Annotated in this window: 18 protein-coding genes and 1 pseudogene; 8 read left to right on the forward strand and 11 right to left on the reverse strand. The window is 72.2% G+C overall.

Annotation, left to right across the window (positions count from 1 at the left end; genetic code table 11):
• The 5 genes from AB0P35_RS35295 to AB0P35_RS35315 form a co-directional block, all read left to right on the forward strand.
• A partial coding sequence (locus AB0P35_RS35295; protein WP_363519161.1) for an Hsp20/alpha crystallin family protein occupies positions 1-348 on the forward strand: 348 nt, incomplete at its 5' end.
• A 133-nt stretch (positions 349-481) separates the two neighbouring features.
• A complete protein-coding gene (locus AB0P35_RS35300; protein WP_363519163.1) occupies positions 482-865 on the forward strand; it encodes an STAS domain-containing protein in 384 nt (127 codons plus the stop codon).
• Complete coding sequence (locus tag AB0P35_RS35305) at positions 816-1,220, forward strand: DUF2267 domain-containing protein (RefSeq protein WP_095877741.1); 405 nt, start codon at positions 816-818, stop codon at positions 1,218-1,220. The genes AB0P35_RS35300 and AB0P35_RS35305 overlap by 50 nt, the downstream gene beginning before the upstream one ends.
• Positions 1,221-1,281: 61 nt before the next feature.
• Complete coding sequence (locus AB0P35_RS35310) at positions 1,282-1,677, forward strand: DUF2267 domain-containing protein (protein ID WP_095877740.1); 396 nt, start codon at positions 1,282-1,284, stop codon at positions 1,675-1,677.
• A 198-nt stretch (positions 1,678-1,875) separates the two neighbouring features.
• The gene (locus AB0P35_RS35315; protein WP_363519166.1) at positions 1,876-2,187 is read left to right on the forward strand and encodes a hypothetical protein; all 312 of its coding nucleotides are present in this window, start codon (positions 1,876-1,878) and stop codon (positions 2,185-2,187) included.
• Between the two features lie 421 nt (positions 2,188-2,608).
• Here AB0P35_RS35315 and AB0P35_RS35320 read toward each other — a convergent pair whose 3' ends face one another.
• From AB0P35_RS35320 to AB0P35_RS35355, 8 genes are all read right to left on the reverse strand, one after another.
• Positions 2,609-2,884: a DUF6296 family protein gene (locus AB0P35_RS35320; RefSeq protein ID WP_095877738.1), complete on the reverse strand. Its 276-nt coding sequence runs from the start codon at positions 2,882-2,884 to the stop codon at positions 2,609-2,611.
• Positions 2,885-2,906: 22 nt separating this feature from the next.
• A complete protein-coding gene (locus tag AB0P35_RS35325) occupies positions 2,907-3,398 on the reverse strand; it encodes a hypothetical protein (protein WP_095877737.1) in 492 nt (163 codons plus the stop codon).
• The gene (locus AB0P35_RS35330; protein ID WP_363519170.1) at positions 3,395-5,872 is read right to left on the reverse strand and encodes a nitrate reductase; all 2,478 of its coding nucleotides are present in this window, start codon (positions 5,870-5,872) and stop codon (positions 3,395-3,397) included. Before AB0P35_RS35330 ends, AB0P35_RS35325 begins: the two co-directional genes overlap by 4 nt.
• Before the next feature lie 296 nt (positions 5,873-6,168).
• Positions 6,169-6,537: an STAS domain-containing protein gene (locus AB0P35_RS35335; protein ID WP_095877735.1), complete on the reverse strand. Its 369-nt coding sequence runs from the start codon at positions 6,535-6,537 to the stop codon at positions 6,169-6,171.
• Entirely contained in the window at positions 6,522-6,965 is a 444-nt protein-coding gene (locus tag AB0P35_RS35340) for an STAS domain-containing protein (protein WP_363519173.1), read from the reverse strand. Before AB0P35_RS35340 ends, AB0P35_RS35335 begins: the two co-directional genes overlap by 16 nt.
• A gap of 149 nt (positions 6,966-7,114) precedes the next feature.
• Complete coding sequence (locus tag AB0P35_RS35345; protein ID WP_363519175.1) at positions 7,115-7,387, reverse strand: hypothetical protein; 273 nt, start codon at positions 7,385-7,387, stop codon at positions 7,115-7,117.
• A gap of 39 nt (positions 7,388-7,426) precedes the next feature.
• Positions 7,427-7,813 (reverse strand): helix-turn-helix domain-containing protein, encoded by a 387-nt coding sequence (locus AB0P35_RS35350; protein ID WP_306454480.1) that lies wholly within the window; start codon positions 7,811-7,813, stop codon positions 7,427-7,429.
• Between the two features lie 360 nt (positions 7,814-8,173).
• Positions 8,174-8,614, reverse strand: coding sequence for an ATP-binding protein (locus tag AB0P35_RS35355; RefSeq protein WP_095877731.1), 441 nt, complete (start codon positions 8,612-8,614; stop codon positions 8,174-8,176).
• A gap of 360 nt (positions 8,615-8,974) precedes the next feature.
• On the opposite strand from AB0P35_RS35355, the gene AB0P35_RS35360 reads away from it, so the two are divergent.
• Entirely contained in the window at positions 8,975-10,159 is a 1,185-nt protein-coding gene (locus AB0P35_RS35360) for an alcohol dehydrogenase catalytic domain-containing protein (protein WP_095877730.1), read from the forward strand.
• A 53-nt stretch (positions 10,160-10,212) separates the two neighbouring features.
• A complete protein-coding gene (locus AB0P35_RS35365) occupies positions 10,213-11,178 on the forward strand; it encodes an SDR family NAD(P)-dependent oxidoreductase (protein WP_095877729.1) in 966 nt (321 codons plus the stop codon).
• 38 nt (positions 11,179-11,216) lie between these two features.
• Here AB0P35_RS35365 and AB0P35_RS35370 read toward each other — a convergent pair.
• From AB0P35_RS35370 to AB0P35_RS35380, 3 genes and pseudogenes are all read right to left on the reverse strand, one after another.
• Positions 11,217-11,390, reverse strand: a pseudogene (locus AB0P35_RS35370) (DUF6296 family protein); the annotation flags it as partial.
• Between the two features lie 839 nt (positions 11,391-12,229).
• Entirely contained in the window at positions 12,230-13,183 is a 954-nt protein-coding gene (locus AB0P35_RS35375; protein WP_363519180.1) for an NmrA/HSCARG family protein, read from the reverse strand.
• A 322-nt stretch (positions 13,184-13,505) separates the two neighbouring features.
• Positions 13,506-13,667: a hypothetical protein gene (locus tag AB0P35_RS35380; protein WP_179419770.1), complete on the reverse strand. Its 162-nt coding sequence runs from the start codon at positions 13,665-13,667 to the stop codon at positions 13,506-13,508.
• Positions 13,668-13,887: 220 nt separating this feature from the next.
• Here AB0P35_RS35380 and AB0P35_RS35385 point away from each other — a divergent pair, with 220 nt between their 5' ends.
• Positions 13,888-15,258 carry a mycothione reductase gene (locus AB0P35_RS35385; RefSeq protein ID WP_095877727.1) on the forward strand — a complete coding sequence of 457 codons (1,371 nt, stop codon included), beginning with the start codon at positions 13,888-13,890 and terminating at the stop codon, positions 15,256-15,258.
• The last annotated feature ends 179 nt before the right edge of the window (positions 15,259-15,437 follow it).

Genomic DNA, 15,437 nt, shown 5'->3' on the forward strand with positions numbered 1-15,437 from the left:
CCGATGCCGCTGGACGCCTGCCGTGTGGGCGACGAGTACGTGATCTGTTTCGACCTGCCGGGGGTGGACCCGGAGGCGATCGACATCGACGTCGAGCGGAACATGCTGACCGTCAAGGCCGAGCGCCGCCCCAGCCACGAGGGCGAGGACGTGAAGTGGGAGCTGTCCGAGCGTCCGCTCGGCGTGTTCTCCCGCCAGGTCATGCTCTCCGACACCCTCGACCCCGCCGGGATCAGCGCCGACTACGACGCCGGCGTGCTGACGCTGAGGATCCCGGTCGCGGAGAAGGCCAAGCCCCGCAAGATCGCCATCAGCCACAGCGGCGGCCGCAAGCAGATCCAGGCCTGACCCACCCGAACCGCCCAGGACGCCGGTGCACCCGCAAGGTCTCTCCCCCCCGCCCACGCGGGGCACCGGCACCCACGGCCCACACCATGCCGGCACCGCCGGGCGCTGCGCAGCCGGTGGAGGCGGACACCCCGTGCACGACACCGCCCCCGCGACCGTGACGGCGCGCGGGGACATCGACCTCGCCACCGCCCCTCGGCTGCGCCGCGTCCTGGCGCGAGCGCTGAAAGCCCATCGGGACGTCGTGCTCGACCTGTCGGAGGTGACGTTCGTCGACCGCGCGGGCCTGGGTGCGCTTGTCGAGGCCCGCAACCTGGCCGGCCGCCGGGGTGGGCGGCTCGTCCTGTGGGGAGCGGGCCCGCGTGTGGTCAGGCTGATCCGCCTCACCGGCCTCGGCGGGTACTTGGCCGTGGAACGCGGGCCCGCGGTCGACGCGGCAGCTTGCTCGGAACGAGGAGAGACCCGTGGTGACTCTTCGATGGGAAGCGTTCCTGGACCGCGTGCGGGAGCGCGGTGAGTACGACACCCCCGGCGACGCCGAGCGGGCGGCCCGTGTCGTGCTGGCCCTGCTCGGCGCGCACCTGGTCGGCGACGTGCGCGCAGAGCTGGCCGCGCGTCTGCCCGAGACCCTCGCCCTGATCCTGCTCAACCCGCTGCAGGCCGCAGAACCGCTCAGCCCCGACAGGTTCGTGCGCGCCACGGCCGCCTGGATCGACGGCGCCACCGAGACCACCGCGCTGTGGGACATCGGCGCCGTTCTCAGCACCGCGGCCGACGCCGCCGGCGATGACCTCACCGAACGCGTCCTGCTGCAACTGCCGCCCGGCTACGACATCCTCTTCGGCCGCCCCCAGCCCGGCCAACGCCCCTGAAACAAGCCGAGTGCCCGCCGCCCATCGCGCGCAGGCACCCACTCCCGGAAGGCCACCGCCCATGACCCGGCACCGCCTCCTCCAGCAGGTCCGTACCCTCGGCCGCTACAGCGACGACGAGGAAGCCCAGCGCGTCCTCGACACCGTCCTGGCCGTCCTCGGCTCCCAGCTCACCGGCGAGGAGCGCTGCGACCTCGCCGCCACCCTCCCGGAGCGGGACCGAGCCGTCCTCGCCTCGCAGATCCCGCTGCCCGAACCGGTCACCGCCCCGGCCTTCGTCGAGGCCGTCGCCCGGGCCCTGCACACCAGCCTCGCGTGCGCCCGCTGGGACACCTCCGCCGTCCTGACCGCCCTCACCGACGTGGCAGGCGACGAGCTGACCGACCGCCTGCTCGCCCGGCTGCCCCGCGGCTACGCACTGCTGTTCGGCCGCGCGGACCTCACGGTCGCCGCCTGACACCCACCCTGGCCGGACACCGGCGCCGGCCCCAGGCAGGACGCAGGCAGGGAACGCGGACATGCCGGGCGACCTGAAGACCAACGTGGAGCACATCGGCCCCGAGGCGGTGTGCTCACTCGCCGGGTACCTGCATGTGGACACCGAGCACGGCTACGGCACTGATAACCGCGCTCGGCGTCCCCCCAGGTGCCCGCGGTGGTCCTCGCCGCCGTCGAGCTGTTCACCCCCAACGGTCTGAACGCGCTGCTGCAAGCGCGCGCCTGGAAGCGGCAGACCGTGCGTCTCGTCGACCTCGCGGTGGTCGGCCTTCAGCTCCGTGACGACGTTCCCGCCGTGTCCACCTACCCCGGCTGCCGGCAGCCCGGGAACAACGCCCGCGGCTCCGTGTGTCAACCGGAAGGCGATGCCGCCGCGATGCGAGTTCCAGGCGCCGACAGTGCCGGCGCAGGCGCCCGAACCTCCACGGGCAGTCATCTGAGGGGGGCTCACGCCTCGGCAGGGATCTGACCCGGTGGCAGGGTGCGGGCGTGGCGAGCAGCGCGGCGCGCGTGGCACCGAATCCGGAACGCCACTCACCGGGCCCTGTCGGCCGGTCGGGGGCCGGGCGGTGAGGAGGTTCTCGCCGTGCGCGCCCGTCGTTGCCGGATCGCCCGCCGAGGCCGGTTCGCCCATCCGGGGTGCCCGGTCGTCGGGCGGCGCGGTGAGGCGCTCCTCGAACCGGCCGAGGAGGAGAACGGCGCCCAGGAGGGCGGGTGGCAGGAACAGCATGAGCGCGAGCATGCGAGCCTCCCCACCGCTCCCCGGAAGCAGGGATCGAGGCGACAATCAGCACGCGGCCCTCCTCGTGGCCCTGGAACCTCTCCGAGACGAGCTTCGGCCCCCGAACCAGCCGGGCGACCAGGCGAGCCTTCCGCGCCGGTCTTGGGGTTCAGAGCAACGGGGACGCGTGCAGGCACGTGTGGCGGCCCGGCGGGCCGGGCTCCGAGAGGAGCCGGGCGGTGGTCCCGACGATCGCGACGCGGAAGGTTCCGCGGCTGTCGGCGTAGACGGGTGTGCCGTCCGCGGCCCTCTCGCCGGTGGCGTGGACGATGACGACCTCGGGCGGGGCGTGGCGGCCGGGAGTGCCGGGCAGGGTGACCGCGACACGCGGCGGCGGGCCGGACGGCTTCCCGTCGGCGGGAGGTGCGGGTGATTGTGTGGGCATGGCGGGTTCCGGGGGCTGTGGCTCACATGCAGGTGAGCAGTTGCGGTGCGAGGGTTTTGATCATGGTGTTGGTCCAACGCATCTGCCGCAGGGTCTGCGGGTGGCAGGCGGTGGCGAGGTCGAGGAGGCGGCTGTCGCGAGTGGCCTTGGCGGTTTGGGCGAGCATTTCCCAGTTGAGGGAGTTCTCGGTGGCAGTCAGGTGCAGGTCCCGCAGGTCGTGCAGCAGGACCAGGCCGGTCTCGGGCCGGCGGCCGAGGGCTTCGGCGGTCTTCTCCCGCAGGGTCGTCCAGCGGCCGAGACTCGGGTGATCGACGTGCTGGGCCAGGTCCAGGCCGTAGTGCGACGCGGCATGGGCGAGGCGTTCGACGTGTTCGTGGGACCAGCGGGCGACGTCGGTGGCGACGTGACGGATCTCGTGGTCCGCGCGGTGGCGTTCGGCGGCGGCGAGCAGATCGTGCTCCATGCGGCGTTCACCGTCGTGCAGGGCTCGTAGCGTGATCGCGATGCCGGTCACCGTGCGCCTCCTTCCAGGACGTCGGTGGTGTGGACGGCCACGGCCGCGGGTCCTCCGATGGTGGGCGGGATCGTCCGCGGGTGGACGGGAGCGGAGGCGCCGGTGGTGGGTGCCGGAGCGATCGCGCCGTCGCCGGGTGCGATGAGGGTGAGGCGGGCGGCGGCGGTCTTGAACAGCGGCTGCTTCGATGCCGGGTCCCAGTCGGTGACAGTCGTCTCGTTCGCGGCCCGGCCGCCGCCGTCGGCGCCGGGTTGGTCGCCGGCGGGGGTGTCCCAGTAGCCGTAGTGGAACGGAACGAACACCATGCCGTCGCGGATGCCAGTGATCCGCAGCCGGCCGCGCAGCGACCCGCGGGGGCTGGTGACTTCGACCAGGTCGCCCTCGGCTAGGCCGTGCCGGCTTGCTTCGGAGGGTGAGAGTTCGACCCAGACGTCGGGGGCGGCGGCGTTCAGCTGCGGCACCCGGCCGGTCTTGGTGCGGGTGTGGAAGTGGTAGAGCGTGCGGCCGGTGTTCAGCTGCAGGGGGTACTCGTCGTCGGTGTCCTCGTGCGGCGGCAGGTACTCGGCCGCCTTCAGGACGGCCCTCCCATCGGGGTTGAGCGCCCGGTACTCCGTCTCGGACACGGCCGCTCCGGTGACCAGGTCCCTGCCGTAGGTCTCGCAGGCGTCGGGGGTGGCCCAGGTGATGCCGCCGGTGTAGAGGCGTTCCGTTCCGTCCGGCGCCTGGGCGGTGCAGGGCCACTGGATGCCGCTGTCGCCGCGCAGCCGGTCGTAGGTGAGGCCGGTGTAGTCGCACGGCCGGCCCTCGGAGCAGCGTTTCCACGCCTCGAAGGCCGATTCCGGGTCGTGCCAGGCGATCAGCGGCCGCTCGTCCCTGTCGCGGAAGTCCATGCGCCGGGCGAAGTCGAGGAAGATGTCGAGATCCGGCCGGGCCTCGCCGGGCGGATCGACGGCCTTGTCGGAGAGGTGGACGGTGCGGTCGGCGTTGGTGAAGGTGCCGGTCTTCTCGCCCCAGGTCGCGGCCGGCAGGACGACGTCCGCCAGCTGCGCGGTCTCGGTGAGGAACAGGTCCTGGACGACGGTGAACAGCCGCTCCTGCCCGAGGATCGAACGGATCCGGGCCAGGTCGGGCAGGGACACGGCCGGGTTGGTGCCGGAGATCCACAGCATCCGGATCGAGCCCTGCTCGGCGTAGCGGAAGATCTGCATGGCCGGGGTGGGCGGCGCGTAGTGCGGGATCCGCGTGGGTTCGACGTTCCAGATCTCGGCGAGGTCGGTGACGTGCCGGTCGTTCTGCCAGTTGCGGAAGCCCGGCAGGTCGCCGTCGGCGCCGCACTCGCGGGTGTTCTCGGCGGTGGGCTGGCCGTTCATCTGGAGGACGCCGCAGCCCGGGCGGCCGAGCATGCCGCGGATCAGCTGGAGGTTGTTGACCTGGACGGCGGCGGCGGTGGCCTGGTGTGACTGGTAGACGCCCTGGAGCACGGTGGACAGCAGGCGTTCGGCCTCGCCGAGGACCTCGGCGGCGTGTTCGATCTTCCGGGCGGGCACGTCGCAGATGCCGGCCGCCCACGCGGGCGTGCAGGTCGCGACCTGGGCGGCGAGTTCGTCGAAGCCGACGGTGCGGGCGTCGATGTAGTCGCGGTCGATCCGGTCGGTGCGGATGATCTCGTGGAGCAGGGCGTTGAGCAGGGCCACGTTGGTGCCGGCCCGCGGGGCGAGATGCACGGTGGCGCAGCGGGCGGCCGGCGTCGGCCGGGGGTCCACGCACACCAGCCGCGGCGGCTCGGGGCCTTCGAGGCGGTCCAGGGCGCGCATCCACAGCACCGGCTGGGTCTCGGCCATGTTGTGGCCGAACAGCGCGATCACGTCCGCGTGGTCGACGTCGGCGTAGGAGGCGGGCTGGCCGTCGCAGCCGAAGGTCTCCTTCAGGGCCTCGGCGGCGGTGGCGGTGCACAGCCGTGTGTTGCCGTCCAGGTGGTTGGTGCCGATCCCGGCCCGGGCGATCACCGCGAGGGTGTAGTACTCCTCGAGGAACAGCTGCCCGCTGGTGTAGAAGCCGATCGCGCCAGGCCCGCGCTCGCCCAGCAGGCTCTTCGCCGCAGTGACGATCCGGGCCATGGCAATATCCCAGTCACAGGCCACCAGCTCGCCGCCGTCCCGGACGAGCGGAGTGGTCAGCCGGTCGGTGGCGTGGTTGGCCTGCCAGCCGAACAGGTCCTTCGGGCCGAGCCGACCCCGGTTGACCCGGTCGCCGGCGCGGCCGCGCACCCCGACGATCCGGCCGTCGGCGACGGCGATGTCCATCGCGTCGCCGTTGGAGTGCAGCAGCGATGCGGTCGGCACCCACCGCTCGATGTGCTCCGCCGACATGCCGGGCTGGAGAAAGGAGTCGACCCGCACCGGCCATGGCCGGCCGGGCCCATACGGTGTCCGGGCGCCCCAGGGATGTGCGATCCGGTCCGATTCGCGTGGCATCGGCGCGGCCTCCGTGCTCCCCCTGTGATTCGGGACGGGCGTGTACCCGCGTGGGCGGCTGCTACGCGCCGTGTGGCTTCGTGGCGGGCCGCTTCGGTGGTTCCTCGGTGCGGATCCGGTTGTTGGCGAGGGTGGGTGAGATGCCGAGGGGTCGGATTCTCACCGGGGTGAGCCGTTCACGATCCCGCGCCTGCCACCACCGTTGCCATGGCCAGGCCGTCTCATGCTCCGGGGTGAGCGTTTGGAGGGCGACCGGGAAGGTCCTCCGACCGGCACGCCTGAACGACCGGTGTGATCTACACGCCGGGGGCGGGCGGTCTCGCGCGGTGCCGGGCGGCTTCCTCGGCGGTGGCGTAGACGGGGAACAGTCCGGCGGTGTCGGTGATCTCCAGGACCCGGAGTGCCCCGGCGCTGGGTGCGACCAGGACGGTGGGCACCGTGCGGTCGGCAGCCGCGGTCCTGGCCCGCAGCAGAGTGTTGAGCCCGCCGGAGGCGAGCAGTTCCACGCCGCTCAGGTCGACCGCGAGGACTTCCGGGAGTTCGGCGAGTGCCGTGTCGAGGGCGTGCTGCGCTTGGTCGGCGGTGCCCTGGTGGAGGTCGCCGGCCAGTACACACACCACCGCCGGGCCGATGCGCCTCGTGCTGGTCTTCAACTCGCTCGACATGGTGGCGCGCCTTCCTGCGCGAGGGGGAGGCCCGTCAGCGGGCCGTAGACGGCGGTGCGGATGCTGTCGCAGGTGGCAAAGAGGTGGTCGGTGCCTGTGATCTTCAGCAGCCTTTCGACGTGGGCGGGTGGTGCGGCGATCACGAGCTCGACGTCGGCGGCCTGTGCGGCGAGCCGGGTCTTGAGCAGGGCGTTGAGGCCGGTGGAGTCACAGAAGGCGAGGCCGGACAGGTCGACGACCAACCGCGGTGGGCGAGCCTCGACGGCTGCGGCGAGCGCGTCCTCCAGGGCGGCGCGACGGTCCTGGTCGATCTCGCCGTCGAGACGGAGGACCCGTGCCGCGCCGGGGACGTCCGTAACGGTGATCAGCAGCGGGGGCGCGGCGCCGCGACAGGTGGGGGAGGGCGGCGGGAGGTGGCGGGCCGTCATGGGCGCGCTCCCTTCCGGGCGGAGCAGCTGTCGTGTGCGGCCTCGTGCGGGTGAGGATTCGGGCTGCTCGGTGGTCGGTGGCTGCCGGAGCGGGTGGCCCGGGGCCGGTCCGTTCGGTGCGGGCAGGGCAGGGACGTGCGGTCGGGTGGTCATCCCCACCATCTGGTGACGCCGTCGTGGGGGCTGCGCCCCCGTTCCCCGGCCCGGGCCGCGGCGCGGTCGAGTTCGAGCAGGAGGTTCAGGGCGGTGGCGGCCGCGGCGGTGGCCGGTATGGCGGAGTCGAGGGCGTCGTACGCGCCCTTGGGGTCGCCGTTGTTCCAGTGGTCCACTGCGGCGCAGGCCAGGTGTTTCAGCTCGGCGAGCTTGGTGGTGGCAGCGGTCGGCAGGGTGTCGTCGCCGTTGATGGTGGCCTTATCGGTCATCGGTGTCCTCCCTGCGTGGCGGGGATCCGTTGGGCCGGTTCAGGAACTCCTGCCGCGGTCGCGCTCATGTGCCTGGCCGTGCCGGTCGTCGGGATGGCTGCCGGGTGCCCCGTCGGCGCCGGCGGGCGGTGAGAGGTCGGCGAACATCTCCAGGAAGCCGGAGATCTCGTGGTGGGCCTCGGCGGGATGGCGGAAGTGCATTCCACGTGCGATCCGGTAGTGGTTGCGGCGGCCGTGCCGGGTGCGGGTGAGGTAGCCGGCGCTCTCCAGGTCGGTGATGATCGCCTGTACGGCCCGCTCCGTCAGTCCGCACGTGGCTGCGAGATCCCGTACGCGCACCTGTGGGTCGCGCGAGATCATCAGTAGCACCCGGGCGTGCTGGGTCAGGAACGTCCAGCTCGTGCGGGGCTCGTGCTCGTCCACCACAAAACAAGTATGAACCCAAATGCCGGTTTTGTCAGACATGAGTTCAAGCGCCGGTCGCAGCCCGTGACGTGTTGGCCGCCGCAGGGAGGCCAGGCCCTGTCCGGTGTGTCCCGCCGTTGCCAGTGCGCGCGAGATTCGCGGTAGGCAGCCGTACCGCCCGTTCGGCATCGGCGAGTTGGTTGGTGCAGGCAGGGCAGGACAGGTCGCCGAACGTGTGGCCGTCGGGCGCGCCCAGGCCCTCCGCGGTCTGCCGGGCCGGCGCCCGATCCGCAGCCGACGCCTCGCACCCGCCGTCCTCCAACTGCCGCTGCGCCCCAGGACTGCCTGCGCTACGTCGTGAACATGCCCATGCCGGGCAGGTCAGTTGTCGAGGAGCGGGTCGGGGTCGGCCAGCGCGGCTTGGCGCGCTCGTTGAGGATCCGGTGCGGCCGCGGGGCCCGGCTCCAGGAACGGTAGGGGGACGTCGGCCCAGACGGTCCTGCCGCCGTTGCCCTCCGAGGTGCAGCCCCAGTCGGTGGTGATCCGGTCGACGACGACCATGCCGTGTCCGTGCGGGGTCTGCGGCCAGTGCGGCTCGACCAGCCGCGGCGGGGTGGGGCTGGGGTCGGTGACGGCGATCCGCAGCTGTCCGGGTGCCCGCTGGAGCTGGAGTCGGAGGGTGAGCGGGTGCCCGGCGTGGTCGGTGGCGTTGGCGAGGAGTTCGACGGCGACGAGGACGGTGTCGGCGGCCGTTTGGCGGGCGGTGGTGGGCAGGTGCCAGTCGGCGAGGGCGGTGCGGGTGAACTCCAGGCCCTCGCTCACACAGTCCGCCTCCCCGCCGGGAAGGAAGTCCAGTCGACGCTGCTCCGAGACCACGGGGTGAGGGGAGGGGCACATGACGGTTCCCGGTCGATGGCGACGAATTCTCCGTATCAGGCGCCTGCCCGGCCTGGCGACGTCTACGCGCCGGGTACAGCCGAACGGCCCGGCCCGTCGAGCGAGAACGGACCGGGCCGCCTCGTGCTCCCTCGGAGGCAGCGAGGTATCCACAGGCAGGCCCGCGGCCTCCGGATGCCCGTCCGGACCCCTCTGCCGTCGCGGCGCCGGATGTGCCGTTTCGCGGACCGGGACGTGGAGAGACGCGGGGACGGTGAGATCCGTACGGCCCCGCGAGGAGTGACGATGAAGGCCTTGACCTGGCACGGCAGGCGGGACGTCCGTGTCGACACCGTTCCCGATCCGGCCATCAAGGATCCGACCGATGTGATCATCAAGGTGACCACCAGCGGACTGTGCGGCTCCGACCTCCATCTCTACGAGGTCCTCGGCCCCTTCCTCGACGTCGGCGACATCCTCGGCCACGAACCCATGGGAATCGTCCAGGAGGTCGGGCCCGAGGTCACCGCCGTGCACGTGGGCGACCGGGTGGTGATCCCGTTCAACGTGTCCTGCGGAACGTGCCACACCTGCGGGCAGGGCCTGCACTCGCAGTGCGAGACGACCCAGGTGCGGGAGTACGGCAGCGGGGCCGCGCTGTTCGGCTACACCAAGCTCTACGGACAGGTCCCCGGCGGGCAGGCCGAGCTGCTGCGAGTCCCGTTCGGGAACAACCTGCCGATCAAGGTGCCGCACGGGCCCGTGGACGACCGCTTCGTCTTCCTCTCCGACGTGCTGCCCACCGCGTGGCAGGCCGTCGAGTACGCGGCCGTGCCCGCGGGCGGCAGCCTCGTCGTCCTGGGTCTGGGGCCGATCGGCGACATGAGCTGCCGGATCGCCCTGCACCGCGGCGCCAGCCAGGTGATCGGCGTCGACCTTGTGGGCGAACGCCTCACACGGGCCAGGCGCCGAGGCGTGCATGTCCTTGACCTGGCCGGGCACGGCAAGCACCTCGCCGACGTCATCCGTGACCTCACCGACGGCCGCGGCCCGGACGCGGTCATCGACGCGGTCGGGATGGAAGCCCACGGCTCGCCCGGCGCGAAGCTCGCCGCCCAGGCCACCAACCTGCTGCCCAGCACCCTCGCCGCCAAAATGATGGAACACGTCGGCATCGACCGCCTCCACGCCCTGTACCTCGCCATCGACATCGTGCGACGCGGGGGCACCATCTCCCTCTCCGGCGTCTACGGCGGCCAGACCGACCCGTTGCCGCTGCTCACCATGTTCGACAAGCAGATCCAGCTGCGCATGGGCCAGGCCAACGTGCACCGCTGGGTCGACGACATCCTCCCGCTGCTCACCGACGACGACCCGTTCGGCGTCGACACCTTCGCCACCCACCACGTCCCGCTCACCGAGGCACCGCGAGCGTACGAGATGTTCCAGAAGAAGCAGGACGGTGCCGTGAAGGTGCTCTTCAAGCCCTGAGCACCCATCACGCCGCCCGCTGCCGGTGAGAGCCCCCGACCCGAGAGTCCACCATGACCGCACCACCGCACCGCTTCGCCGGCCGCACCGCCCTGGTCACCGGCTCCTCCCGCGGGCTCGGCCTGCTCATCGCCCGCGAACTGACCCGCCACGGCGCCCAGGTGATGCTCTGCGCCCGCGACGCCGACGCCCTCGGCCGGGCCGAGCGCCAGCTACGAGCCGACGGAGCCGACACCGCCTCCCTCAGCTGCGACCTCACCGACCCCGAGACCCCACGCCGGCTCCTCGACACAGTGCACGACCGGTTCGGCCCGCTCGACATCCTCGTCAACAGCGCCGGAATCATCCAGGTCGGCCCCCTGGAAGCGCTGCGCGAACAGGAATTCCGCCAGGCCATGGAGACCATGTACTTCGCGCCACTGCGCCTCACCCTGGCCGCGCTGCCCGATCTGCGGGCCAGCAGCGCCGGCACGGTGGTGACGGTCTCGTCGGTCGGCGGCCGGATCCCCGCCCCGCACCTGCTGCCGTATGTGGCGGCCAAGTTCGCGGCGGCGGGCTTCTCCCAGGGACTGCGGGCAGAACTCGCCGGGACGGGGGTCAGCGTCACCACCGTCTTCCCGGGGTTGATGCGCACCGGGTCGCACACCGCCGCACGTTTCCACGGCCGCCCCGGAGCCGAGTACGCCTGGTTCGCCGCCGCGGCCTCCATGCCGCTGCTCTCGATGAACGCGGAACGCGCCGCCCGCGCGATCGTCCGGGCCGCCGAGCGCCGCCGCCCCGAACTGGTCCTCACCCCCGCGGCCAAGGTCGGCGTCCGGCTGCAGGAGCTCGCGCCCGCCACCACGGCGCGGCTGCTCGGCCTCGTCGCCCGGAGCCTGCCCGCCGCCGGCGACCGGCCACACCATGACGTCCAGGGCGCCCGCGCGGCGGAGCGGTCCGGCCTGCCGGCGTGGGTCACCGCCCTCGGAGACCGGGCCGGCGCGCGGTTCGCGGAACCCCGCCCGCACACCCGGCCCTGAGCGACCCTCGGCACCACACGACCCGGACGGCACGTCCCGTCGGGGGCGATCTCCACCAGCAGCCGTCCCTCGGCGTCACGGAAGACCGGGTATCCGGCGGGGCCCGTTGCGCTGGTGGGCGTCACGGGGATGCGCAGTGGTGTCTCGCCGTCGGCGGCCCGCACCGACAGCAGGTCTCCGTCGGCGGGCGCGTTCGTCGCCGGGGGTGGCATGGCCGTCCTCAGGACCCTATCGGCTGGAAGCCCAGAAGCCACTGCAGGGCTCCGGCGGCGCCGCGAGCGAAAGCGCGCTCGGTTCCCGGTCGCTGTTCGTCCCGGGCCTGCTGGATGGCGGCGCGCTCCTCGACTGCCGGGTCGATTTCCGCCCAGGACGCTGCCGCGCAGCCGGTTGCTCGCGCGGCTGCGGGAGTCGGCTCGGTGCGGGTGGAGCTCGGTGGGCGGCCTGATGCGGTTCGCAGGGTCATGGCGCTCATCCGGGGGTGCTTTCGGTCCGGGCCGCCGGCAGGCGTGTCACAGACGTTCGAGGTCTGGCCGGAGGATCGGCTGAAAGACGCCGAGTAGCCCGACCGGCACGCTCCGCCCGGTCCGGCGCGATCGGCCCGCCGCAGCGAACAACCCGCCCGCCCTGTCGCTGCTCCCGTAGGACCGTACCTACCCGCGGATGCCTGAGGCGGCTGGCGCGAGCACAGCACTGATCTCCTCGTGCGGGCGCATGGCGGAAGGCGGTTCCGGCGACGTCACTGCAGTCGTGGGCCCCGCAGCCCCACGGCTGACACCCCGGTCCTGCAACACATTCGCGGTTCCTCTGCGTGGCTGCCGCTTCGCCGAACGGCCGGCCGCTGCTCCACAGGCGGTCGGGACCGTCGCGATGTGCTGGCGGGGTGGGCTGGCAGCGGCCGCCGACGGCCTGTGACACCCCGGTCCTGTTGGCCGTCGAAGGCCTGTACGGACCAGGCACTGATGGTGACGATCACCGACGGCGGTGGCCGCCGGAGGCGGACCGTGCGGAACGGGAAGCCCGCCGGGCCCGTTCGGCGGTCGAGGGTGCCCGATCACGTCCAGGCGGCACGGAGCCGGTCGGTGTGGGCGGTGAGCCAGGTGGCGAAAGACTGGAAGTCGGGGTTGAGTTCGCGCACCGCGTCGAGGTCGCGGGCCGAGGTGAAGCGCTGCTCGCAGTCCGCGTAGTACTGGAACATGTTTCCGGCCTCGTCCGCGCCGGGAAAGCCGAGCGCGCGGAACTCGTCCGGGCTCAGCGACACGTACCGCACCGGCACGCCGACGGCCTCGGTGAGCTTCGCGGCCATGTCGGCGAGTGGGACGTGCTCGCCGGCGATGCTGACGGTGGCACCGATGAGGTCGCTGCCGCGCTTCAGGACGGCGAGCGCCGTCTTGCCGATGTCGTCGACTGCGATGCCGGACAGGCGGCTGCCGCCCATCGGGAAGACGAGTCGGAGCGAGCCGTCGTCCTCTCGGTGGGGGCTGAAGGCGCCGTACAGGTTCTCCCAGTAGAACGTGGTGCGCAGGAACGTGGTGGGCACGCCGGCGTCGGTGAAGTAGCGGTCGGCCTCGGCCTTCGCGTCGAAGTGCGGCACGTTGTACGAACCCTGCAGGACCGGCATGCGCGGGTCGTCGAGCGGGATGCACTCGCGCGTGTCCTCCAGCGTGGACCAGACGGCGTGCTGCACCCCGGCGTGCCCGGCGGCGTCCGCCAACGCCCGGGCCTGGGCCTGTTCCCGCTCGGCGGACATGTGCTCCCAGAAGTTGGTCACCAGGTAGGCGCCGTACGCACCCTCGAAGGCCGCTCCGAGAGTGCCGGGTTCGTCCATGTCGGCCCGGACCACCTGGGCGCCGAGCCGCTCCAGTTCCCGTGCGCCGTCGGAGTCGGGATGGCGGGTGACGGCTCGGACGGTGAACCCGCCGGCCTCGTCCGCGAGGACCGCCCGGGCGAACCCGCCGCCCTGCTGTCCGGTCGCCCCGAACACTGTGATGATCTTCTTGCTGCTCACGGCATCCTCCTGCCCCGCACCCTGGTGCTGGCACAACAGTCCCAGCGCACCCCAGGTCGTCGTTCACGGCAAACCGAGTACCACTGCTCGAGCAGTGCGTAAGGGCGCGGATTGAGCAGCGACCAATCACGAGGCCCTCCGCAACGCCGGGTTCCGGCGTAATACGGCCCAGGCCTGCGCGGGCGGATACCCCGTGCAAGCCCCCGATGCACTGTGCCGGGCACGGTCCATCCGGCCGTGCCCGGCTGCGGAAGGCGGAGGATCTGTCCCGCGAGGGCGAGGTCCGGGTTGTGCCAGGCAGCGGCCGACCGGGCCGCACCGGTCACGGCGCCTCGGTGTCCGCCGCCGGGGGCTCGGGTTCCTCTTCGTCGTCAGCTTTGGCCCTGACGTCAGCCGGTGTGGGAGCTGTGATCGACCGCTCCTCCGCGGACCGCTTCCGCGTTTCCTCGCCGGGCTCGACGGTGTCGTCGTCGGATGTGGTCATTGAGCCGTCCTCCGTCCGGGATGCAGACCTGCACAACACGCAACAGGTACCAGGCGGCTTCCCCCGTCGGTTGCCGCCACACCGCCTCGACCTCGTGGATCTCGGCCCACCCGGGTTCGTCCTCGACGCGCGGCGGTCACCGGGAGCAGTGCCGGCCTGCAGCCCGAAGCCGTCGCGTGGCCGAGGGCGTGATTGTTCTGATCGCGGATAGGCTCCGAGCATGCGTCGCCACGATCTCGTCGTCATCGGTGGGGGTACGGGAAACGCGCTGATCGACGACCGCTTCGCGCATCTCGATGTCGCGGTGGTCTCACAGGGCCCATTCGGCGGCACGTGCCTGAACGCCGGCTGCATCCCCAGCAAGATGCTTGCCGCGACGGCGGATGTCGCCGATGCCGTCCGCGACGCCGGACGGCACGACGTGGACGCAGCCCTTCACCAGGTGCGCTGGTCGGACGTTCAACGGCGCGTCTTCGGCCGACTCGACGCCGACTCGCGGCAGAGCGAGCAGAGCCGCCGGGACTCCTCGTTCGTCGCCGTCTACCGGGGCACGGCCCGCTTCACGGGCGAGCGGAGGCTGCGCATCGACACGGCGGACGGACCGCGCGACGTGGAGGGTGAGCGGATCGTTGTCGCCGCCGGTGGCCGACCCACCGTCCCGCCGGTCGTCGCAGCCTCGGGACTGCCGTACGACACGTCCGACAGCATCATGCGGATCCCGCAGCCTCCGAAGCACCTTGCGGTGCTCGGCGGAGGCTACATCGCGGCCGAGCTCGCCCACGTGTTCCATGCCGCAGGCAGCCGGATCACCATCGTCGAGCAGCGCGACAGTCTCCTCGCCGACCAGGACGAAGCCGTCTCCGCCGCCTTCACCCATGCCGTGCGGGACCGCTACGACCTGCGTCTGGGGCGTGAGCTCACCCGGCTGGAAGGCAGACCGGGCGGCCTTCGCCTCGTCCTGGACGACGGCACGGCCGTCCTGGCCGACACGCTGCTGGTGGCGATCGGCCGCCAGCCCAACAGCGACCGCCTCGACCTGGAAACGGCTGGCGTCGCCTGCACCGACGACGGCCACGTCAGCGTCGACGAACAGCTGCGCACCAGCGCCGACGGCGTCTGGGCGATCGGCGACATCGTGACGGGCGTGCCGCTCAAGCACGTGGCCAATCGGGAGGCGGAGGTGGTCGCCCACAACCTGTTGCACCCCGATGATCCCCGCACGATGTCCTACGACGCGGTGCCGTCCGCTGTCTTCACCCGGCCGCAGATCGCGCGGATCGGTCTCACCGAGCAGGCAGTCCGGGAGCGGGGGATCGACTACGACGTGGCGGCCCACCGCTACGAGGACGTCGCCTACGGATGGGCGCTGGAGAACACCGAGGGATTCTGCAAGGTCCTCGCCGACCGCACCACCGGACTGATCCTCGGTGCCCACCTGATCGGCCCGCAGGCAGCCGCGCTGATCCAGCCCTTGGTCCTGGCCATGGCTTCCGGGATGACCGCGCGCGAGGCAGCCCGGCGGCCCATGTGGATCCATCCGGCCCTGACCGAGGTCGTGGAGAACACCCTGCTCGAACTCCCGGAGCGGTAGCACCACGGCAAGGCGCCACCGGCCACCGTTCGGGAGATCCACAAGCCGGAGCAGGCACTGAGCACCTCCGGCTGGGGGCTGCACCCGGCCTCGGTCTGCTCCGAGCAGGCTCGTCGCGGGCGCTGTGCGCCGCGGAGGACAGCCGGCGCCCGGTCCCTCGCCGCCTGTCATCACCTCAG

This window comes from Kitasatospora sp. NPDC085879 (assembly GCF_040686255.1).
Classification (GTDB): Bacteria; Actinomycetota; Actinomycetes; order Streptomycetales; family Streptomycetaceae; genus Kitasatospora.